This is a genomic window from Methylobacterium sp. OAE515 (assembly GCF_041806315.1).
Taxonomy (GTDB): Bacteria; Pseudomonadota; Alphaproteobacteria; order Rhizobiales; family Beijerinckiaceae; genus Methylobacterium; species Methylobacterium tardum.
The window spans coordinates 4661989-4679519 of sequence record NZ_JBGMUV010000001.1; the positions used below are offsets into that span (position 1 = coordinate 4661989).

A 17531-nucleotide genomic window follows, 5' to 3' on the forward strand; every position below is an offset into this window, starting at 1 on the left:
GAGCTCGTCCGAAGTGGTGCTCCGGACAGAAGAGGGCACTGGCGTCATCGACAGGCTTGCCGCGTAGGCGATGTCCGGACCGAACCGGACCAAGACGATGAGACCGACGAGAATCGTACGCATAACGTGCAAACGCCGCGGAGCCCCGGCCCGTCCCGCATGGCGTTCGCTCCGTGCGTCTTCGACGCTGACAATCATTGACATCATCGATATGGGTTATCGATCACATCTGTTTGGATCATGTTGCTGTGCAGCGTAGATAACGCCTCGACGCCGGGTTGAGACCGGCCATCGAGAGGATTGCACATCATGACCCTTCGCTCCTTCGTTCTCGCCACCCTCGCTGCCGGTTCGCTGGTCGGTCCTGCGCTGGCTGACGAGACCATCAGCCTGACACCGCCGCTCTATCGGGCGCAGGCCCGTTCGACGGCCACCCTGCGCCCGGCTTCCGAGCTGACCACGACGCCGCGTCTCGTTCCGACCGCCCCGGCCACCCCGCGGGTCGTCGCCACAGCGGTGCCGACCCGGTAAGGCAGGCCATGATCGAACGCGTTGCGGGCGGATTTCAAAGCCCGCAACGCCAATACCGCCGGGTCTGCGCTCCCAGCCGACGGCGCATCGTTGCCATGCCCACCGCGGGCGTGTCCTCTTCGACGGAAGGTGTATCCTCCGCCAAAATGGAGGAACCGATGGCCTACAAGATCACCTTCCGAAAAGGAAAACGGGTCAGCGCCACAAAGCTTTGGCCCTGCGACCTCGAAGCCGCCATCGCCCATGCCAGGGCACAGCTGCCGCTCCAGCGCGACCAGAGTGGTGCGACCTCCGTGAGCGTGACCTGCGAGCGAACCGGGGACGTCGTGTTCACCTGCACAGAGCAGCCTGAAACCCTCGGCGTCTAGCACCGGGCTTCCCGCGGCCCGTATCCGGAGCGCCCCATGGCATCATCTCCGACGAGGCCGAACGACCAAGCGGCCGAACCGCCCGAGCTGGCCGATCGCGTGTACGGCACGGCTATTCGCCGCTGGCGGAAATCGGTGCTGGCTACGCCTGGTGGCCGGCGCCTGCGTCTCTCAGCCCGGGGTGCGCGGTCGCGCGCGCGTTGAGGGTCACCGGGACGGTCTCAGCAAGCGCCAGTTCCACCGGGCGGGCACGTCGCGGCCGATGCTGCAAGACAGGCGGCCAAGATGGACGCGAGATCGCTGCGCGCCGTCCGACGTCCACAGGCCATGTGCTCGACCGCTTCAGAAGATCACGACATCAATTGATCGACCGCGGATCATTGACGACGCCGACGCACAAACTTCCGCGCCGGACGTGCGGATCAGCACCGACTTGCGGGGCCGCGACGCGGCATCGTTCTCCCCTGGCTAGATGGGGAGGCACCGATGCTGAGTCACATAGCCGTTTCCCTACGCTCTCTGTTCGCCACCAAAGCCTGCGGCCGCGATCTGTGCCGGCTCGATTGTCGATGCCTTGAAGACATAGGGCTGCATCCAGGAGACGTGGTCTCCACCGTGAGCCGCTTTCATCATGGCCTGAAGCACCACCCGTCCTGGGATGGAGAAGTCAGAAACCCGGTCTGCGGCCCGGCGCCGCGCTTGGAATGACTTGATCTGTCTGTTGGCGCGCGGCCGTTCCGACGAAAGCCGATCTGGCGGGATCGCAAACTCTGAATTGGGCTCTAATTTTTCGTTGCGGTGCTCGTATTCGGCCGCAGAACCCTGATGTGAATGGTCTTCGACGCGACCAGCGGTTGGAAGGGTTTGTGGTTGGCATCTCCCAAGACCAATTGCAGCGTGTGCGGTCCCGGCGGAAGATCCACCTGCGTTTCGGTCTGGCCGGATCCGAAATGGAGGTACCGCTTGTTCGACGGAAGCGGCTCGGTTGGGCTGATCGGCTCCGTGACATCAACCAGAAGATGATGGTGGCCCATATTGGGCGTCGTGTCGCCCGCGTGGGTCACGCCCATATGCTTCAGGCCGAAGCGGACCGTGATCGGGCCTCTGAGCTTCGCGCCGTCGCGCGGTGAGATGAAGTAGAGTTCCGCATCCTCCGGCGCGGGGGTCTGGGCCGAGCAGGGCGTCGCCGCCAGAACAATGCCGATCAGGCATACACCGTGGAGTGTCGTCCTCACTGCCCGCCTCCTCACTCGCCCAGAGCGACCCGGAACCCGTGCGCCGGGTACCGGACGTTGGTGTCGTAGTGTTCGCGACTGCTGACTTGAATATCGGCGGGCTCGCTCAACCAAGACCCGCCGCGCAGGACGTGCTCGCGGCACTTCGGGGAGGTCCAGGCTCCGACGCGCGGGGCACCCTGGTAATTACTGTGCCAGCAATCCTGGACCCATTCCGCGACGCCACCGCCCATGCCCTGCAACCCGAAGGCATTCGGCGGCAGCAGGCCGATCTGAATCGGCTTCTCCAGGTCGTGCGGCGTGCCGCAACCCTTACAGTTGGCGAAGCCGGGCACCATCTGTGCGCCCCACCAGTAGGCGGTTGCCGTCCCGGCCCGCGCTGCATATTCCCACTCGGCCTCGCTCGGCAGGCGGTACGGCTTGGACGTCAGCTTCGACAGCCACGCCACGTATTGCTGGGCGTCGTTCCAGCTCACGTTGCGCACCGGCAGGTCGTCGGGGCCGTCCGGCCGGTATGTGCAGGCACCCGCGCGGACACAGGCCTGCCATTGCGCCTTCGTGACGGGCAGGCGGCTGAGCGCGAACGGCGCGATGACGACCTGATGCACCGGCTTCTCGGACGCATCCGACGAGCCCCCCATCCGGAAGACCCCGCCGGTCAGCTTGAGCATCTCGGGGCAGTCGGCGCAGTCCTTCAACGCACCGGACGACGCGGGCGGCTCCGGCTTCTGGGCCGGCGGCGGCGGTACGGCGAACGCGACCGGTACGGGTTCCGGGCTGGGCGCGGGCGGGGCTGCGGCGGCCATCTCGGGTCTCGCCGTGTCGATCACGGGCGCGGGGATCGGAACCTGGGCCGTGCTGGTCCCACGCCGTGGAGCGGCCTCGGGCGCGGGCACCTCGCCGGAGCCGATGACGATGCCGACCGGCTCAGGGCTGCCGGTCATCTTGTGGGTCGCGAACCAGACGCCGATGGCAAAGGTCGCCCCGCAGGCGCCGACGATCGGGATGAGCGTCCGGGCGGCGCGCCTGACCCCGTGCTCGGCCCGGACGACAGCCGACGGATCGGGCAGGACGCGGTAGATCCGGACGGGATCGGTGATGTTCTTCAGGCGCTCATCGCCGAGAGATTGGTAACCGCAGACGAGCTTGTTCTTGATCTGCTCGTACACGCCGCCCGAGATGTTGACGTCGCCAGGTCTTGCCGCGGTCTGCAAGCGCGCGGCGACGTTTACGCCGTCTCCGAAGACATCGTGCTCTTCGCATATGATATCGCCAAGATTGATACCGATGCGATATTGCAGCCAGCTGGATTTGTCCGATACCGCGGCGTTGCGGGCGGCAATGGTTTGTTGAATGACGATCGCGCAGCGCGTCGCTTCGAGCGGGCTGTCGAAGACGGCCAGGAATCCGTCGCCCATGTGTTTGATGATCGTGCCGCTGTGCTCCACAACGGTCGGCTCGACGATGTCCCGTCGATACCGACTCATCCGCGCATGTGTTCCCTCCTCGTCATGTCCCATCATGCGGCTGTATCCGGCTATATCGGCGCTCATGATCGCGCAGAGCCGGCGTGTACTTGCCGCGGAATGAGATGACGCATCCCTGAGCATGCGGGAAACCTCCAAGACCGACCCGCAATGGCGCAGACCAAAATCCTAACCGGTTCGATGAAATCTATTGACGCGCCAAAACGTACTATTCTGGCGCATTGATTGCAATATTCGACGGCTGTCTTCGGACCGGTGCCGTTCACAGTCATCGTCCGGTGGCGAACCGCCCGGGAAATGTTGGCTGCGATCTTGCGGCCGCGTTTCAGTCAGTGGACGAAGCGGGCAGAATTTTGAACCTGCAAACAGATGATCTGCAGCGTACGATTCATCCATCACGTTTGAAGGACGTGACGGGTGCTGCGGCTGACGCGGCGTGATTCACACGGCCCGAACCGCCGCCGCCGCCCGCTGCCGCAATCCGTTCCGGTCGATCTTGTTGGTCGAGGCGAGCAGCATCGCATCGAGGAACCAGACCCGCCGGGGATGCTGATAGGCCGGGGCGTTGGCGAGGACGTGCTGCTTGATCACGGCCTCGTCGGCCGCGGCGCCCGGGCGCAGCACGACGAAAGCCACCGGCTTGGTGCCCTTGATCGCGTCCTCGACCGGGACCACGCAGGCCTGCAGCACGTCCGGGTGGCTCTCGATGACGAGTTCGACCTCGCCCGGGAAGATATTTTCGCCGCCGGAGACGAACATGTCGTCGGTTCGGCCCAGGACGGTGTGGAATCCGTGCTCGTCCCGGCGGAAGATGTCGCCGGTGTCGTAGTAGCCATCCGCGGTGATCGGCGACGGCGTCTCCGGCCTGTTGTGATAGCCCAGCATGAGGGCCGGGCTGCGGATCTGCAGCACGCCGGTTTCCGGAGCCTTCGGACCGACGAGACGCACGGAGACGCCCGGATGGGGATATCCCACGGAGGCGATCGGCGTCGGCAGCCCGTCCGGGTGCTGCGTGAACACGATCGGACCGCCCTCGGTGGTGCCGTAGGCGTTGATGATGCGGGCGTTGGGCAGGAGGGCCCGGATCTGGTGCGCCAGGGTGTCGTTGACCGGGGCGGATCCCATCCGCACCGCGCGCACGCTCGTCAGATCGGCCTGCGCGAGCGCGTCGCGCTCCCGCAGCATCATGGCGATCATCGGCGGCACGGCGGTGAGCCACGTGCAGCGGTGCCGGCTGATGGCCTCGATATAGGCGCGGGCCTCGAATTGCGGCAGCAGCACCATGGTGGCGCCGGACGCGCAGACCAGGAGCGCCAGGGCCAGCGCGTTCATGTGGTAGAGCGGCGCCGCGATCAGGACGCGGTCCTGCCGCAGGTCGTCCTCCGCCATGCGCGTGCGCACCACCCAGAGGTGGCTCGCATGCGAGAGCATCACGCCCTTCGGACGGCCGGTCGAGCCGGACGTGTACAGGAGCAGGCCCATTTCGTCCGGGTGCGGGTCGATCGGGTCGAAGGGGCCCGGATCGAGCCAGGGCCCGATCCCGTCCGCACCCGCGGCATCGAACGCGGCGACGCGCAGATCCGGCGGCAGGTCGGCGGGAAGCTGCGCGCGCCGCGGCGCGTCGCAGACGACGAGGCGCGCGCCGCAATCGGCGAGCACGCTCCGGATCGTGGCCGCGGGGAACTTGTGGTTCACCGGCGTCGGGACGATCCCGGCGCGCATCGCCCCGAGCAGCAGCGCGATGAACTCGGGCCGGTTGGCCGACAGGATGGCGATGCGCTCGCCCCGCCGCAGGCCGCCGCGCAGCAGCCCCCGGGCGAAAGCGTCGGCCATCGCGTCGAGGGCCGCGCGCGACAGGATTGCCGGCTCGGCGCCCGGACGCAATCCGATGATCATGGGGGCGTCGGGATCGCCGGTGGGGTCGACGAGGGCGCCGAGATTGGTCACGGGGCGCATCGGGCGCTCCTGCAGCACAGCGTGAGCTGGAAGTCCGGCAGCGCCAGCTCCGCCTCCTCGGAGGAGAGCCGGATCCAGTCCGCGTCCGGTACGGCGCGCGCCCGGGCCTCGAGCGCCGTCAGGTCGGTAAAGTGCAGCACGAGGCCGGCGAAGCGCGCCGCCGGGCCCGGCTCGATCGTCACGCAGGTCTCGCCCAGGCGGAAGGTCCACGCCTCCCCGGCCCGCTCGACAACCGCGCCGCAGGCGGCGGCATAGCGCGGCGCCTCCGCCTCCGGCGCCGGGCTGGCCACCGTGAAGCCGCCGATGCCGCAGAACCCGTTCGGGTGAACGAACCAGGGCTCCCGCCAGACCAGATCCGGGGTCAGGTGCTGGCAATGGTAGATCCGGCCGGCCGGAAATAGCGACGTCGGCAGGCGTACGGTCCGGAACCGGGCCTCCTCGGTCCTGTCACCCAGAGTGACCGGCCGCGAGAACGCCACCGGCGGCCCGACCGGCAGGCCGACCGCCGAGAGACGCGCGAAGGTCTCGTCCGCGTCGGCGCTCGCCACGACGAGACCGTTCAGCCCGAACGGGCTGTCGAGCACGTCCTGGCGCTGCGGGCCGTCCTCGGGCACGCCGACCAGCTCCAGATAGGCGCCGGGCGTCATAATCAGGTGGTTGATGGACCCGAGCGAATGGCGCCCGCGCGGCGTCAGCTGGAAGCCGAGCTCGGTGAACAGGGCCGCCGCCGCATCCATGCGGCGGAGGACGTTGATCACCACGTGGTCGAGGGCGGGACCCGGCCGGACCGCCCTCCCCGCGGCGTCGCTCATTTCGGCGGCGCGGTCATGTAGACGCCGCGGCCGCTGGCGAGCAGCCGGCCCTCGGAATCGAGGATCTGCGCCTCGGCCACCGAGAGCTGGCCGCCGAACTTCACCACATTGCCCCGGCAGGTCAGGTCGCCCTGCATCGCCGGGCGGTGATAATCGACGCGCAGGTCCACGGTCGGCACGCCGCGGCCGGTCTTGGACACCAGCGCCCAGTCGGCGGTCAGGTCGACCAGAGTCGCCAGGATGCCGCCATGGACGTAGCCGCGCTCGGCGTTGACGACCCATTCGGGGCGCCACGTCGCCTTCAGCTCGATCGTGCCCGCGCCGACCGAGACGACGGAGAGGCCGAGCCACTGGTGGAACGGGCCGCGCAGGAGCAAGGCCTCCACGTCTTCCCGGCTCAGGGGCGCGGGCGTCTGGGTATCCGACATGGCAGGTGCTCCTACGGCGTGACGACGATCTTGCCCATGACCTCACGGTCGCGGATCATCCGCAGGCCCTCGGCCGCCTCCTCCAGGGGCAGGACCCTGTCGATCGTGGGCTTGAGGGTGCCGGCCTGGATCATGTCCATCAGGGCCGCGAGATTGTCGTCGTAGAAGCTGTTCGAGCCGATCACCTTCAGCTCGAAGCTCCAGATGTAGCGAAGATCCTCCTTCGGATCGTGCCCCGCGGTGGCGCCGCAGACGAGCAGCGTGCCGCCGCGCTTCAGGCATTTGAGCGAGGGCACCCAGGTGTCGCCGCCGGTGAAGTTGATCACCACGTCGACGCCGCCCTCGTAGGTCCGGCGCTGCGGCTTGCCGTAGGTCTGGATCGCCCATTTCGAGAAGTCGGTCTCGCGGTAATTGACCACGTGATCGGCCCCGAGCGCCTTCAGCGCCTCCATCTTCTCGGCGCTGCCCGCGCAGGCGATCACCTCGGCGCCGAGCTGCTTGGCCAGCATCACGCAGCCGGTGCCGACGCCGCCGCTGGCGCCCAGGATCAGGACCTTGTCGCCGGCCTTTACGGTGTTGTGGGTGATCAGCATCCGGTGGGCGGTGCCGTAGGCCACGGGCAGCGAGGCGGCGTCCGCGTAGCTCACGTCGGGCGGCATCGCGATCAGCTGGCTCGTCGAGACCCGGCAATACTCGGCCATGCCGCCGTCGAGCATCTCGCCCATCAGGCCCTTGGCCTTGTTCAGCGGATTGACCAGCACCCGGTCGCCGACGCGCCAATCCGCGACGCCGGCGCCGAGCTCGACGATCTGGCCGGCCATGTCGAGGCCGATCACCACCGGCATCGGCACCTTGATGCCGGGCATGCCCTTCACGGTGAACACGTCGTGGTAGTTGAACGAGGAGGCGCCCACCCGGATGAGGACCTCGTCGGGGCCCGGAGCGGGCTTCGGATAGTCGGCGACGACCTTCAGCGTATCGATGTCGCCGTGCGCCTCCAGCACGAGGGCTCGCATCGTGTCTGCCATGGGGACCTGTTTCCTCTCGGTACGGCGTCGGGTCTTCTGGCCGACGGTTAGAGCGCTCTCCGCCGAAGTGGACCTCGGTTCGGCGCAAGGGAGCGCGTTAAAACAAGACCTTAGAGCCGAGACCGATCGCAGCGCGATCGCGCACGGCTCTAAGGGATGGCCTTCGACTGCTCGTAGGGGCCTGGCACGAGGGCTCCCTCGGGCAGGCTGCCCTGGACGGCGCCGACCGCCTTGAAGACCTCGAATTCCCGCTTGAGCGACGCGATGTCGGCGGGTTCCAGGCTGACGGTGTAGATGCCGTCCCAGAGCGCCGCGTAGGCCGCGGCATCGGTGGCATTCAGGTTGGCGGAGGCCATCAGGATCTTGGCCACGCCGGGCTTATCGGCCTTGCCGTATTCGAACGCCTTGCGCATCGCCGCGACCACCTTGGCGGGGCCGTCCGGATTCTGCGTCATCCAGGCCTTGCGCATCAGGCCGACGCCGAGCACGGGCGGGGCATCCTGCCGGGTGAGGCGCTTCCATTCCTCGCGAAACGTCCCGAGCCGGCGCATCTTGACGTCCGGCAGGAGCGCCAGGGTGACGGTCCGCAAGGCGGCCGCGTCGATGTCCTTCTGGACGAGGAATTGCGCCAGCCGCGAGTCGTTGCCCGGCACCGCTTGATAATCCGTGGGCTTGAGGCCGTGATTGCCTTCGAGGATCGCAGCCGCGATGGCGGCGGTGCCGCTGCCCGCCGGCGAGGTGCCGATCTTCTTGCCTTTGAGATCCGCCATCGTGCGGATCGGCGAATCCTCCGGCACGACGAAGTCGAGATCGGCCACCTGCGTCGCCAGCACGATGCTGAGCGGCAGGCCGTCGGCGGTGACGCTCAGCGAGGTTCCGGCGCTCGCCGCGATGGCGAAATCGATGGCGCCGGCCGCCATCGCCTTGGTGGGCGCGTTGACGTCGGGGAACTTGACGTATTCCGGCGTCAGCCCCTGCTTCTCCATGAACTGGCCGGCTTCGAGCACCGCGCCGAAGCCGAGGCTGATGCCCGAGCTCCAGTAGCCGATGCGGACCGTTTCGGCCTGGGCGCGGCCTGGCAGAGCCGCCGCGAGCAGCGCGCAGGCGAGAAGGGCACCGATCCGTTTCAACGCGGCCTCCTGAACTCTGGTAGCGGGGCGACGAGGGAGATCAGAGGCCGCGCTCATGCCGGGCTCGCCTTCTTCCAGGCGAACAGGCGCCGCTCCGCCGGCTTGAGGACCAGGGTCTCCAGGCCGATCATCAGGGCGACGAGGGTGAGGGTCCAGGCGAAGACCTGATCGGTCTGCACGAGGTCGGCGGCCTGACGCAGCCGGTACCCGATGCCGCTGCTCGCCCCCAGGCTCTCGGCCACCAGCACCACCCGGGCGCCGAAGCCGATGGCGAGCCGGGCGCCCGAGAAGAAGGCCGGCAGGATGGTCGGCAGGTAGATCTTGGTCAGCACCTTTCGCCGGGGCATGCGGAAGGTGCGGGCGAGTTCGAGATGCTCGGCGCTGACCGTCCGGGTGCCCTGCCAGACATTGGTTAGGATCAGCGGCATCGCGGTCATGAACACCACGAAGATCGTGGTCCAGTTCGACAGCCCGAACCAGATCAGCGCGAAGATCGCCCAGATCGCCGACGAGACGGTGTTCATCACCGTGAGCACTGGCTCGAAGAACCCGCCGAGCGCCCGGCTTGCGCCCAGCGCGAGGCCGAGCGGCAGGCCGACCAGGGCGGCGAGGGCGAAGCCCGCGGCGACGCGGCCGAGGGTGATGCCGAGATCGGCGGCGAAGCTCGGCGTGGCGACGAGGCCGGTCCAGGCCGTCCAGACACGGGCCGGGCTCGGCAGGACGAAGCTCGGCGCGTGGAGAGAGCCGACATACCAGGCGGCCAGGGCCAGCCCGATCAGGGCCAGACGCTGCAGGAGTGTGCCGCCATGGGTGCGGACAACGCCAGCTCGCGGGCGGCGCAGCATGGCCTCGGGTGTCCGGACTAGCATGGGACCGGCTCCTCCGAGAGGGCGAGGCGCAGGCGGCGGACCTGTTCGGTCACCGCCTCCGAGAGCGGATCCCGCGGGCGGTCGAGGGCGACTTCCTGAACGAGGCGCACGCGGCCGGGATTGGGCTGCAGCACAACGATCCGGTCGGCCAGCACCACCGCTTCCTCCACGTCGTGGGTGACGAAGATCAGGGTCATCGCCCGCAAGGCCGCGATGCGCAGCAGCTCGGCGTGCATCTGAGCGCGGATCGTCGGATCGAGTTTCGAGAACGGCTCGTCGAGGAGCAGGAGGCTCGGCTCGGTGACGAGGCTGCGGGCCAGGGCGACCCGGCTGCGCATGCCGCCGGAAAGCTCGTGCGGGTAGGCATCGCGGAAGCGCGACAGGCCGACGAGCTCGAGGGTCTCATCCACCCGCCGGCGGCGCTCGGCGGCCGGCATGCTGCCGGCCTCCAGCCCGAAGGCGACGTTCTGCGCCGCCGTGCGCCACGGCAGGAGCCGGTCCTCCTGGAACATGTAGGTCATGGCGCGCCAGTCGCGGAATTCCCGGGCCGCCGTCCCGAACAGGCGCACGCCGCCGGCATCCGGCTCGATCAGCCCGGCGATGATGTTGAGCAGCGTGCTCTTCCCGCAGCCCGACGCGCCGACGATCGCCACCACCGCCCGCTGCGGCACCGTCAGGGCGATGTCCTGGAGAACGTGGAGCGGCGCGCCCTCGCGCTGGCCGAACCACTTTCCGACATGGTCGATCTCGACCGCGTTCACCGCTCGCTCCCGTCCGACTGGACGGGCGCCGCCGGCCCGATCACGGCGGTGTCGCGCAGGCTCGCGATCACCTTCTCCAGGGTCATGGCGCGGAAGGTCTCGACGTGGCGGCGCGCCACCTGGGCGGCGCTCTCGGCATCCCCCGCCACGAGATGCTCGATCATGGCGGTGTGGTCGTTCTCGATGTTGGGCCGCACGCCCTGCACGCCGAAGCCGAGCGCCACGAGGCGGGTCATCTCGTCGAGGAGGCCCGAGAGGGCGCGGCAGAGCCGCTGGTTCCCGGACGCGACGGCGATCGCCATGTGGAAGCTGCGGTTGGCCTCCAGGAAGAAGTCGATCTGGTTGCCGACATCGACGTCGATGCGCCGGCGGCAGGCCTGTTCGAGCCGCTCCAGCTGCCCCCGGTTCACCCGCCCGGCCGCGCCGCGGGCCGCCAGCGGCTCCAGCTCGGTGCGCAGGGCGAAGATCTCGTCCACGTCCTTCACGGTGACCGGCGCGACCCGGTAGCCGTGCCGCGGCATGGAGGCGACGAAGCCGTCCTGCGTCAGGCGCTGGAGCGCGATCCGGCAGCTGGCCTTGCCCAGCGCGAAACGCTCCATCAGCTCCGTCTCGGTGAAGCGCGTGCCCGGCAGCAGGCGGCAGGAGACGATCTCCCGCCGCAGGGTGTCGTAGGCTTGGTTCGCCTTCAGCGTGGCCGAAGGCAGGCCGACCACGCTCATCGGCTGAATGGATGCCAGATCGCCGTGCGGCTTCCGCATAGTTCCCCTGAGACGGTTTCCATTTGAGCGCATCGCGCGATGCATTTCCCGCCATCATCACGAGCGCAGCGACATGACCCAGGGCCGCGCGACCTCGACGATCGCGACGCCCTCTGGATTTCCTCGCTCCGCTCGCAAGGACGGCCGCGGCGAACGCATCCACCGAGAGCGGATGAGACGCTTACCGAGCCTGGTGAGCATCCCACAGAGGCATGGACCGTGCCAGGACTTTGCCGGCCTGTCGGCGCGCGCGCCGCGTGTTTGATCGATTCACGCTCTGCTGCCGGATGTCGGCAGAAGGTTCTGCCTGCGCTGAGCGGTCCGGAAGCAGATAATTCTCGCGCGAAACTGGCAACGTGCCCCGTTACTACGGAGACGGGCTTAGACAGCCGGCCGCGCGTGTCGATTTCCGTGTCACGGGCCAGCAGACGGCGCGTAGCGCGGGGGCGGCGCGAATGGATGCAGACGTTCGAGCTCGGCCGCAAACGCGAGCGTCGTCCGGTCTTCGAGATGCGGCCCGATCACCTGGATGCCGATCGGCAGGTGGCCGTCATAGCCGATCGGGACCGCCGTCGCCGGCAGGGACGGCAGCGTCGCCAGCCCGGCCCAGAACAGCTGGTCGTTGTAGTCGACCGCGTGTCCGTTGATCTGCAGCACGCGCTCCTCCCGCGGCCGCGCCTCGTCGATCGGGAAGGCCGCGCAGACCGTGACGGGGGCGAGGAGCACGTCGTAGCGCTCGAAGAAGGTTGCCCAATCCCGCTTCAGCGCGGCCCGGCGCTCCTCGGCCAGGATCCAGTCGCGGTGGCGCTGCGCGTGCGCCTGCGCCATCCGCGCCACGTAGGGCGTCGCGTTCGTGCCCGGCTCCGTGAGGCGCAGGACGGCCTCCTCGAACACCGCCTGCGGGAGGCGGGCCGACGCCGATCCGCGCAGCAGCTGGAGATAGGTCGCGTGGTGCGCGGCGTGATCGTCGAACGGGAGCGCGTCGGCCGTGACCCGGGCGCCCAGGCCCGCGAGGCGCTCGGCCAGGGCCCGGATCGCGGCCCGGACCGGCTCGTCCACCTCGGCGACGGGCGAGTCGGTCACGTAGGCCACCCGGAATGCGGCGAGGCGCCTCGCCCGCGGCGCCGGGAGGTCCAGGCGCCAGGCCTTGGCGGCCGGCCCCGCCGGTCCCGCGAGGACGTCGAGGGCGCAGGTGAGGTCGGCCACCGTCCGGGCGAGCGGGCCGCTCACCACGAGGTCGTTGTCGAGGAGGCTTGCCCCGCGCTCATTGCCGGCGACGGGGACGATGCCGGGGCTCGGCTTGTGGCCGTAGACCCCGCAGAAATGGGCCGGGAAGCGGATCGAGCCGCCGGCGTCGCTCCCGAGTTCGAGCGGCACGAGCCCCGCGGCCAAAGCCGCGCTGGAGCCGCCGGACGAGCCGCCCGGCGTGCGCTCGAGATCCCAGGGATTGCGCGTCGTCCCGTAGATCGCGTTGTAGCTCTGCCAGTCGAGGGCGTTGATCGGCACGTTGGTCTTGCCGAAGAGGATCGCGCCGGCCGCAAGCAGCCGCTCGACGATGACGGCGCTGTGCGTCGGGATCGCCTCGGCCAGGGCCGGATCGCCGTAGGTGGTCGGCCAGCCGGCGACGTTGTTCGTCTCCTTCACGGTCATCGGCAGCCCGTGGAGCGGCCCCCAATCCTCGCCGCGGGCCAAAGCCGCGTCGGCCTGGTCGGCGCGGTCCCGCGCGGCCGGAAGGTCGGTGTAGACGATCGCGTTGATCTCGGGATTGAGCCGCGCCACGCGCGCGAGCTGGAATTCGAGCAGCGCGCGTGCCGTGAACTCCCGCGCCTTCAGGCGCCCGACCAGTTCGGTCGCCGACGCGAAGGCGAGCGCCTCCGGCAGCTGTGCATCCAGGCTCATGCGCGCTCTCCCCGCGTCGATGGATCCGGCGCCCGTTCCCAGAACACGATCCGCCTCTGGGCGAAGCGCACGAGCGCGCTTCCCGCGATGCCGAAGCCGGCGAGCAGCAGGACGCCCGCGAACATGGTGGCGACGTTCATGTTCACCGTCGCGGAGCCGATCAGGTAGCCGACCCCCTTCTCGGCGGCGACGAACTCGCCGACGATCGCGCCGATCAGCGCCAGCACGATCCCGATCTCGAGGCCCGCGCAGATCGCCCCGGCGGCCGCCAGAAGCTTCACGTGCAGGAAGATCCACCAGGCCGGCCGGGAGAACGACCGGGCCATGTCGATGAGCTCAGGGTCGGTCCGGCGGATGCCCGCGATCGTGTTCACGAGGAGCGGGAAGAAACAGATCAGCGCGACCAGCACGACCTTGGAGGCGAGCCCGAAGCCGAACCAGACGAGGATCAGCGGTGCGAGCGCGACCTTCGGCATCGCCTGGATCGCCACGATGTAGGGGAAGACGAAGCGCTCGAAGGTCCGGCTCTCGGCCACCAGGACGCCCGCAATCACGGCCGCGACGGAGCCGATGCCGTATCCGAGGAGCGTCGAGGTCAGGGTGAACTGGATGTGCGGCCCGTACTCGCCGCTGACGAGCCCGGTCCACAGTGCCCGACCGACCGAGACCGGATCCGGCAGCAGGTAGCTCGGCAGCCCGCCGGGTCCGGTGACGTAGGCCCAGAGAGCCAGCACCAGGGCCAGCGTGATCAGAGGCGGGACAATGTTGCGCAGGAGGGTCATGCGGCGCGGGCTCCGGGCCGGGCCGCCGCGTCGAACAACCGGCGGAGTTCGAGCGCGAGGGTCCCGAACTGCGCGCCGCTGAGCGTCTCGAGGGTGCGCGGTCGCGGCAGGGGCACCGGCATGTCGGCGAGGATGCGGCCCGGCCGCCCCGCGAGCACGACGACCCGGTCGGCCAGGAACAGCGCCTCGGGGATCGAGTGGGTGACGAACAGGGCCGTGCGGCGCTCCTCCATCCAGAGTCGCTGCAGCTCCAGGGAGAGGTGCTCCCGGGTCATCGCGTCCAGGGCCGAGAAGGGTTCGTCGAGCAGCAGGAGGCGCGGATCGTGCAGGAGCATCCGGGCCAGCCCGACCCGCTGCGCCATGCCGCCGGAGAGCTGGCCCGGATAGAGCTTCACGCTGTCGGAGAGGCCGACGGTCGCCAGCAACGCGTCGGCGCGCGCGACCTCGCGCGCGGAGGCCGCGCGCGCGAAGCCGGCCGGCAGCAGGACGTTGTCGCGCACGTTCCGCCACGGCAGGAGCATCGGCTTCTGGAACACCATGCCGACGTCCCGGCGCGGGCCGGTCACCGGCGTGCCGCCGATCCGGATGGTCCCGCCCTGCGGCCGGACCAAGCCGGACAGGAGCTTCAGCACCGTGGACTTGCCGCCGCCCGACGGCCCGAGGATCGCCACGAAGGCCCCCTCCTCCACCGAGAGCGACAGGTTCTCGAGCACAGGGGCTCCCGCCGACCCGCCATAGGCGAAACGGACGGCCTCGAGGCGGACATGGTCGGAAGCGGGCGCGGCCGTCATGGCAGCGCGCGCGCCTGCGCCTCGAGGGCCGCACGGTCGAACCGTGCGAAGCCCGGCACGAGGGCGTTCGAGAAATAGGCGTCCAGGGGCAGGTCGGCCGTCGCGAACTCGCCGTAGCGATGCATCTCGCGGACATAGGCGGCGATGATCGTGAGATCGAAGGCACCCGGCACGCGGGCGGCACCGGCCTCGTCCCGCATCACCGGCTCGATCCACCGCCTGAGCAGCCGGGTGCTCGCATCCAGGGATTTGTCGCGGTCCGCCTGCGGCGCCACGGACGGGTTCTTGCGCCAGAACGCCTCGATGCAGGCTTTCGGATTCAGGTCGCAGACGGCGAGCGCCTTCGACCACGCCCGTCCGAAGCGCTCGAGAAGCGCGGGGTTCTGCTCCAGCGTCGACCGGTGCGCGAGGAACCCGTTGACGACCATGCGCCGGAACACGGGCGGATAATCCAGCCGGCGCGCCGGAATGCCCTGGTCCTCCATGATGTCGATCCAGGAGCTGTTGAAGTTGAGCGCCTGGACCCGGTCCTCCCGCAGCGCGTGGAAGCCGGCCCCGAGCACCCCGGCCGCCACGATGCTCACATCCCGTCCGGGCTCCAGGCCGACCGAGCGCATCAGGGCGCGCGTCTGGGGGATCGTGCCCCAGGTCAGGGCGCCGACGCCGATCCGCTTGCCCTTCAGGTCGGCGAGGCTGCGGATGTCGGAATCGGCCCGGACGGCGAGTTCGAGCGTGTTGCGGGGCCCGGCATTGTAGAAATAGGCGACCGGCAGCGGCTTCTCGCCGGCCTTGTGTGCGGCGAGCAGGGTCTCGGGCAGCGGCAGAGCGATCGTGATGGTCTTCTGCAGCAGCTGCGGCAGCAGCGCACCGGCCCCGGGAAGAACCACGTAGGCGACGTCCAGATCTTCCTGCTTGAAGAACCCGAGTTCCTCGGCAATCGCCTGAACGCTGCCGTCGGTGACCGTCGGCGGTATGGCGAGGCCGACCTTGACGCTGTCGAGGGCCTGGGCCGGCGCCGAGAGGCAAAGGCTCAGGGCGGCCGTCGCGAAAGCCGCTCGGAGCAGTGGCGAGGCGCTGAGACGCGTCCGAAATCGAGATGTCACAAGCACATATACCGGGCTGTCCGTCGAGCCCGGCCGGTATATACGAAATACAATTTCATCAGGGAGGAAATTGCTTTCATTTACAGCTGATTTTATAGCTTGTTCGTCCAATTTTTAGACGAACAATGCCGTTTCCGTTCCCATGCTGGACACAGCACGGCCTGCGGCCGCGCCATCACGGGCGGCGAATGTCGATCCATTCACGTCGTCTCGTCGCCCATTGACGGCCATCCGGCGCCTGCGGATCCGAGAGACGGACTGCGTTTCTCTGCAATCGATCTTCGGGAGGTAAACGTATTAACGTTCCAATTGGGGGCAAAATATACTTCTAAAAATCCTCGATTGTTGCATTGCGGCTTGTGATCGATGAACAACTCATCGATCCCAGGGTCACGCGCCTTCAGGGGCGGTCTGGAACGGGCGCAGGCCGGAGTTCGATGCGATGAGCCACGACGATGAACCGCCGGCGACGCGGCGCCGCTTCCTCGCGCAGGGCGCGGCGGCTGCGGCGGCTCTCCTGGCGGGTGGTCAGGCCCGATCGGACGAGGCGGCCCCGCCGGGCATTCCCGAGTGGATGACGACGCCGGGCGCCGATGTCGGCAGCCAGACCTGCGGGCATCCTCCGTCCTCGGCCGCCCTCGCGCTGCCGCGCGCGCCGGGCGTGGAAATTTTGGAACGGAATCGGGCCGTGCGGACTCTTTAGCCCCAGCTGAATCTTCAATGCAGAGCCGGGCGATGTCTGAGGATTGCACAGACCCGCTACACAGGGCCGCCCTGAAAACCGGACAGGTCTATTTTGGCGAACCCCTGGAACGTCGCGATTGCCTCGTATGGGATCGCAACAAATCCGGTGCGACGATCGAAGTCGCTTCAGACCTGATGTTGCCCAGAGAGGTGCGGCTGATCTCGGCAGCACTGCGCGTCGACCAGCCCTGCAGGGTCGCCTGGCAGAACGGCCGCAAGATTGGTCTCGTGTACGCCCGTTGAGTGGCACGCTGACCTATGGCGCTCCGGCATGCCGCCCAAAAGATCGACCGTCCGGGAAGGCCGAGAGCGAAGTCGAGGCGCGCAAGGCGCGCTTGGCGGTCGCGGACCAGCGCGAAGCCGCCGTTCGGGTGATGCTGCCACTTCCGCGCGCCTCGCATGTGCGCTGGCGCATGCCGGGCGATCGTCACCGGACCCAGATACGACCCAGCAATGATGCTGGAGGCGGTCATGAGACAATCGGGCAACGTGGTGTGGCTGCGCGAGCCGCGCGCGCCGAGCCGGACTGCTGCCAGAAGCCGACCGGAGCGCGGCCTCGCCGACGTGTTCGTGGTCGGTGGGCTCCTGACCGGTCTGGCCTTCACCGCCCAGCAGCTCGTGCTCGCGTTGAGCATGGGGTGAGTGTTGTCGCGGCGCGTGATCAACGCGTTCACGCGGCGCTAAGCCCGAGACTTACTCTCAGTCCGTCCGCTTCGCCGCGGCGGGCTTTTCCCAATCCGGTCGTCGAGCGCAAGACGAAGTCTGTTTCTCTTTATGTCTCGGGTGCGCCTGCACACACGGGCGTTCCGTCATGTGCTGAGATTTGGATCGATTGCGCGCGGTCCTTGT

Annotated in this window: 19 protein-coding genes; 5 read left to right on the forward strand and 14 right to left on the reverse strand. The window is 68.6% G+C overall.

Annotated features, from left to right (window positions below; translation table 11 throughout):
* Positions 1-309 precede the first annotated feature (309 nt).
* Positions 310-531, forward strand: a complete 222-nt coding sequence (locus tag ABIE45_RS22800; RefSeq protein WP_192708186.1) for a hypothetical protein — start codon at positions 310-312, stop codon at positions 529-531.
* A gap of 158 nt (positions 532-689) precedes the next feature.
* Positions 690-899: a hypothetical protein gene (locus ABIE45_RS22805; RefSeq protein ID WP_192708185.1), complete on the forward strand. Its 210-nt coding sequence runs from the start codon at positions 690-692 to the stop codon at positions 897-899.
* A 782-nt stretch (positions 900-1681) separates the two neighbouring features.
* Here the strand turns inward: ABIE45_RS22805 and ABIE45_RS22810 are convergent.
* The 14 genes from ABIE45_RS22810 to ABIE45_RS22875 all read right to left on the reverse strand — a co-directional run bounded on the left by ABIE45_RS22810 (position 1682) and on the right by ABIE45_RS22875 (position 15938).
* The gene (locus ABIE45_RS22810) at positions 1682-2107 is read right to left on the reverse strand and encodes a DUF4399 domain-containing protein (RefSeq protein WP_210331754.1); all 426 of its coding nucleotides are present in this window, start codon (positions 2105-2107) and stop codon (positions 1682-1684) included.
* A 38-nt stretch (positions 2108-2145) separates the two neighbouring features.
* On the reverse strand, positions 2146-3744 hold the full coding sequence (locus tag ABIE45_RS22815) for an SUMF1/EgtB/PvdO family nonheme iron enzyme (RefSeq protein ID WP_192708183.1): 1599 nt from the start codon (positions 3742-3744) through the stop codon (positions 2146-2148).
* 318 nt (positions 3745-4062) lie between these two features.
* Entirely contained in the window at positions 4063-5577 is a 1515-nt protein-coding gene (locus ABIE45_RS22820) for a class I adenylate-forming enzyme family protein (RefSeq protein WP_192708182.1), read from the reverse strand.
* The gene (locus ABIE45_RS22825) at positions 5565-6389 is read right to left on the reverse strand and encodes a VOC family protein (protein ID WP_192708181.1); all 825 of its coding nucleotides are present in this window, start codon (positions 6387-6389) and stop codon (positions 5565-5567) included. Before ABIE45_RS22825 ends, ABIE45_RS22820 begins: the two co-directional genes overlap by 13 nt.
* The gene (locus tag ABIE45_RS22830) at positions 6386-6817 is read right to left on the reverse strand and encodes a PaaI family thioesterase (protein WP_192708180.1); all 432 of its coding nucleotides are present in this window, start codon (positions 6815-6817) and stop codon (positions 6386-6388) included. The genes ABIE45_RS22825 and ABIE45_RS22830 overlap by 4 nt, the downstream gene beginning before the upstream one ends.
* Before the next feature lie 11 nt (positions 6818-6828).
* Positions 6829-7845: a zinc-binding dehydrogenase gene (locus ABIE45_RS22835; protein ID WP_192708179.1), complete on the reverse strand. Its 1017-nt coding sequence runs from the start codon at positions 7843-7845 to the stop codon at positions 6829-6831.
* A 149-nt stretch (positions 7846-7994) separates the two neighbouring features.
* Complete coding sequence (locus ABIE45_RS22840) at positions 7995-8975, reverse strand: ABC transporter substrate-binding protein (protein ID WP_192708178.1); 981 nt, start codon at positions 8973-8975, stop codon at positions 7995-7997.
* A 53-nt stretch (positions 8976-9028) separates the two neighbouring features.
* Positions 9029-9844, reverse strand: coding sequence for an ABC transporter permease (locus tag ABIE45_RS22845; protein ID WP_192708177.1), 816 nt, complete (start codon positions 9842-9844; stop codon positions 9029-9031).
* Positions 9838-10605 carry an ABC transporter ATP-binding protein gene (locus tag ABIE45_RS22850; RefSeq protein ID WP_192708176.1) on the reverse strand — a complete coding sequence of 256 codons (768 nt, stop codon included), beginning with the start codon at positions 10603-10605 and terminating at the stop codon, positions 9838-9840. Before ABIE45_RS22850 ends, ABIE45_RS22845 begins: the two co-directional genes overlap by 7 nt.
* The gene (locus tag ABIE45_RS22855) at positions 10602-11318 is read right to left on the reverse strand and encodes a GntR family transcriptional regulator (protein WP_373622542.1); all 717 of its coding nucleotides are present in this window, start codon (positions 11316-11318) and stop codon (positions 10602-10604) included. The genes ABIE45_RS22850 and ABIE45_RS22855 overlap by 4 nt, the downstream gene beginning before the upstream one ends.
* A gap of 459 nt (positions 11319-11777) precedes the next feature.
* Positions 11778-13262, reverse strand: coding sequence for an amidase (locus tag ABIE45_RS22860; protein ID WP_192708175.1), 1485 nt, complete (start codon positions 13260-13262; stop codon positions 11778-11780).
* Positions 13259-14044: an ABC transporter permease gene (locus ABIE45_RS22865; RefSeq protein ID WP_192708174.1), complete on the reverse strand. Its 786-nt coding sequence runs from the start codon at positions 14042-14044 to the stop codon at positions 13259-13261. Before ABIE45_RS22865 ends, ABIE45_RS22860 begins: the two co-directional genes overlap by 4 nt.
* Entirely contained in the window at positions 14041-14835 is a 795-nt protein-coding gene (locus ABIE45_RS22870; protein WP_192708173.1) for an ABC transporter ATP-binding protein, read from the reverse strand. Before ABIE45_RS22870 ends, ABIE45_RS22865 begins: the two co-directional genes overlap by 4 nt.
* Positions 14832-15938, reverse strand: a complete 1107-nt coding sequence (locus tag ABIE45_RS22875) for an ABC transporter substrate-binding protein (protein WP_192708172.1) — start codon at positions 15936-15938, stop codon at positions 14832-14834. The genes ABIE45_RS22870 and ABIE45_RS22875 overlap by 4 nt, the downstream gene beginning before the upstream one ends.
* 442 nt (positions 15939-16380) lie before the next feature.
* Here ABIE45_RS22875 and ABIE45_RS22880 point away from each other — a divergent pair, with 442 nt between their 5' ends.
* From ABIE45_RS22880 to ABIE45_RS22890, 3 genes are all read left to right on the forward strand, one after another.
* Positions 16381-16641, forward strand: coding sequence for a twin-arginine translocation signal domain-containing protein (locus ABIE45_RS22880; RefSeq protein ID WP_373622543.1), 261 nt, complete (start codon positions 16381-16383; stop codon positions 16639-16641).
* 32 nt (positions 16642-16673) lie between these two features.
* Positions 16674-16925 carry a hypothetical protein gene (locus ABIE45_RS22885; RefSeq protein ID WP_192708171.1) on the forward strand — a complete coding sequence of 84 codons (252 nt, stop codon included), beginning with the start codon at positions 16674-16676 and terminating at the stop codon, positions 16923-16925.
* Positions 16926-17153: 228 nt separating this feature from the next.
* A complete protein-coding gene (locus ABIE45_RS22890) occupies positions 17154-17324 on the forward strand; it encodes a hypothetical protein (RefSeq protein ID WP_192708170.1) in 171 nt (56 codons plus the stop codon).
* The last annotated feature ends 207 nt before the right edge of the window (positions 17325-17531 follow it).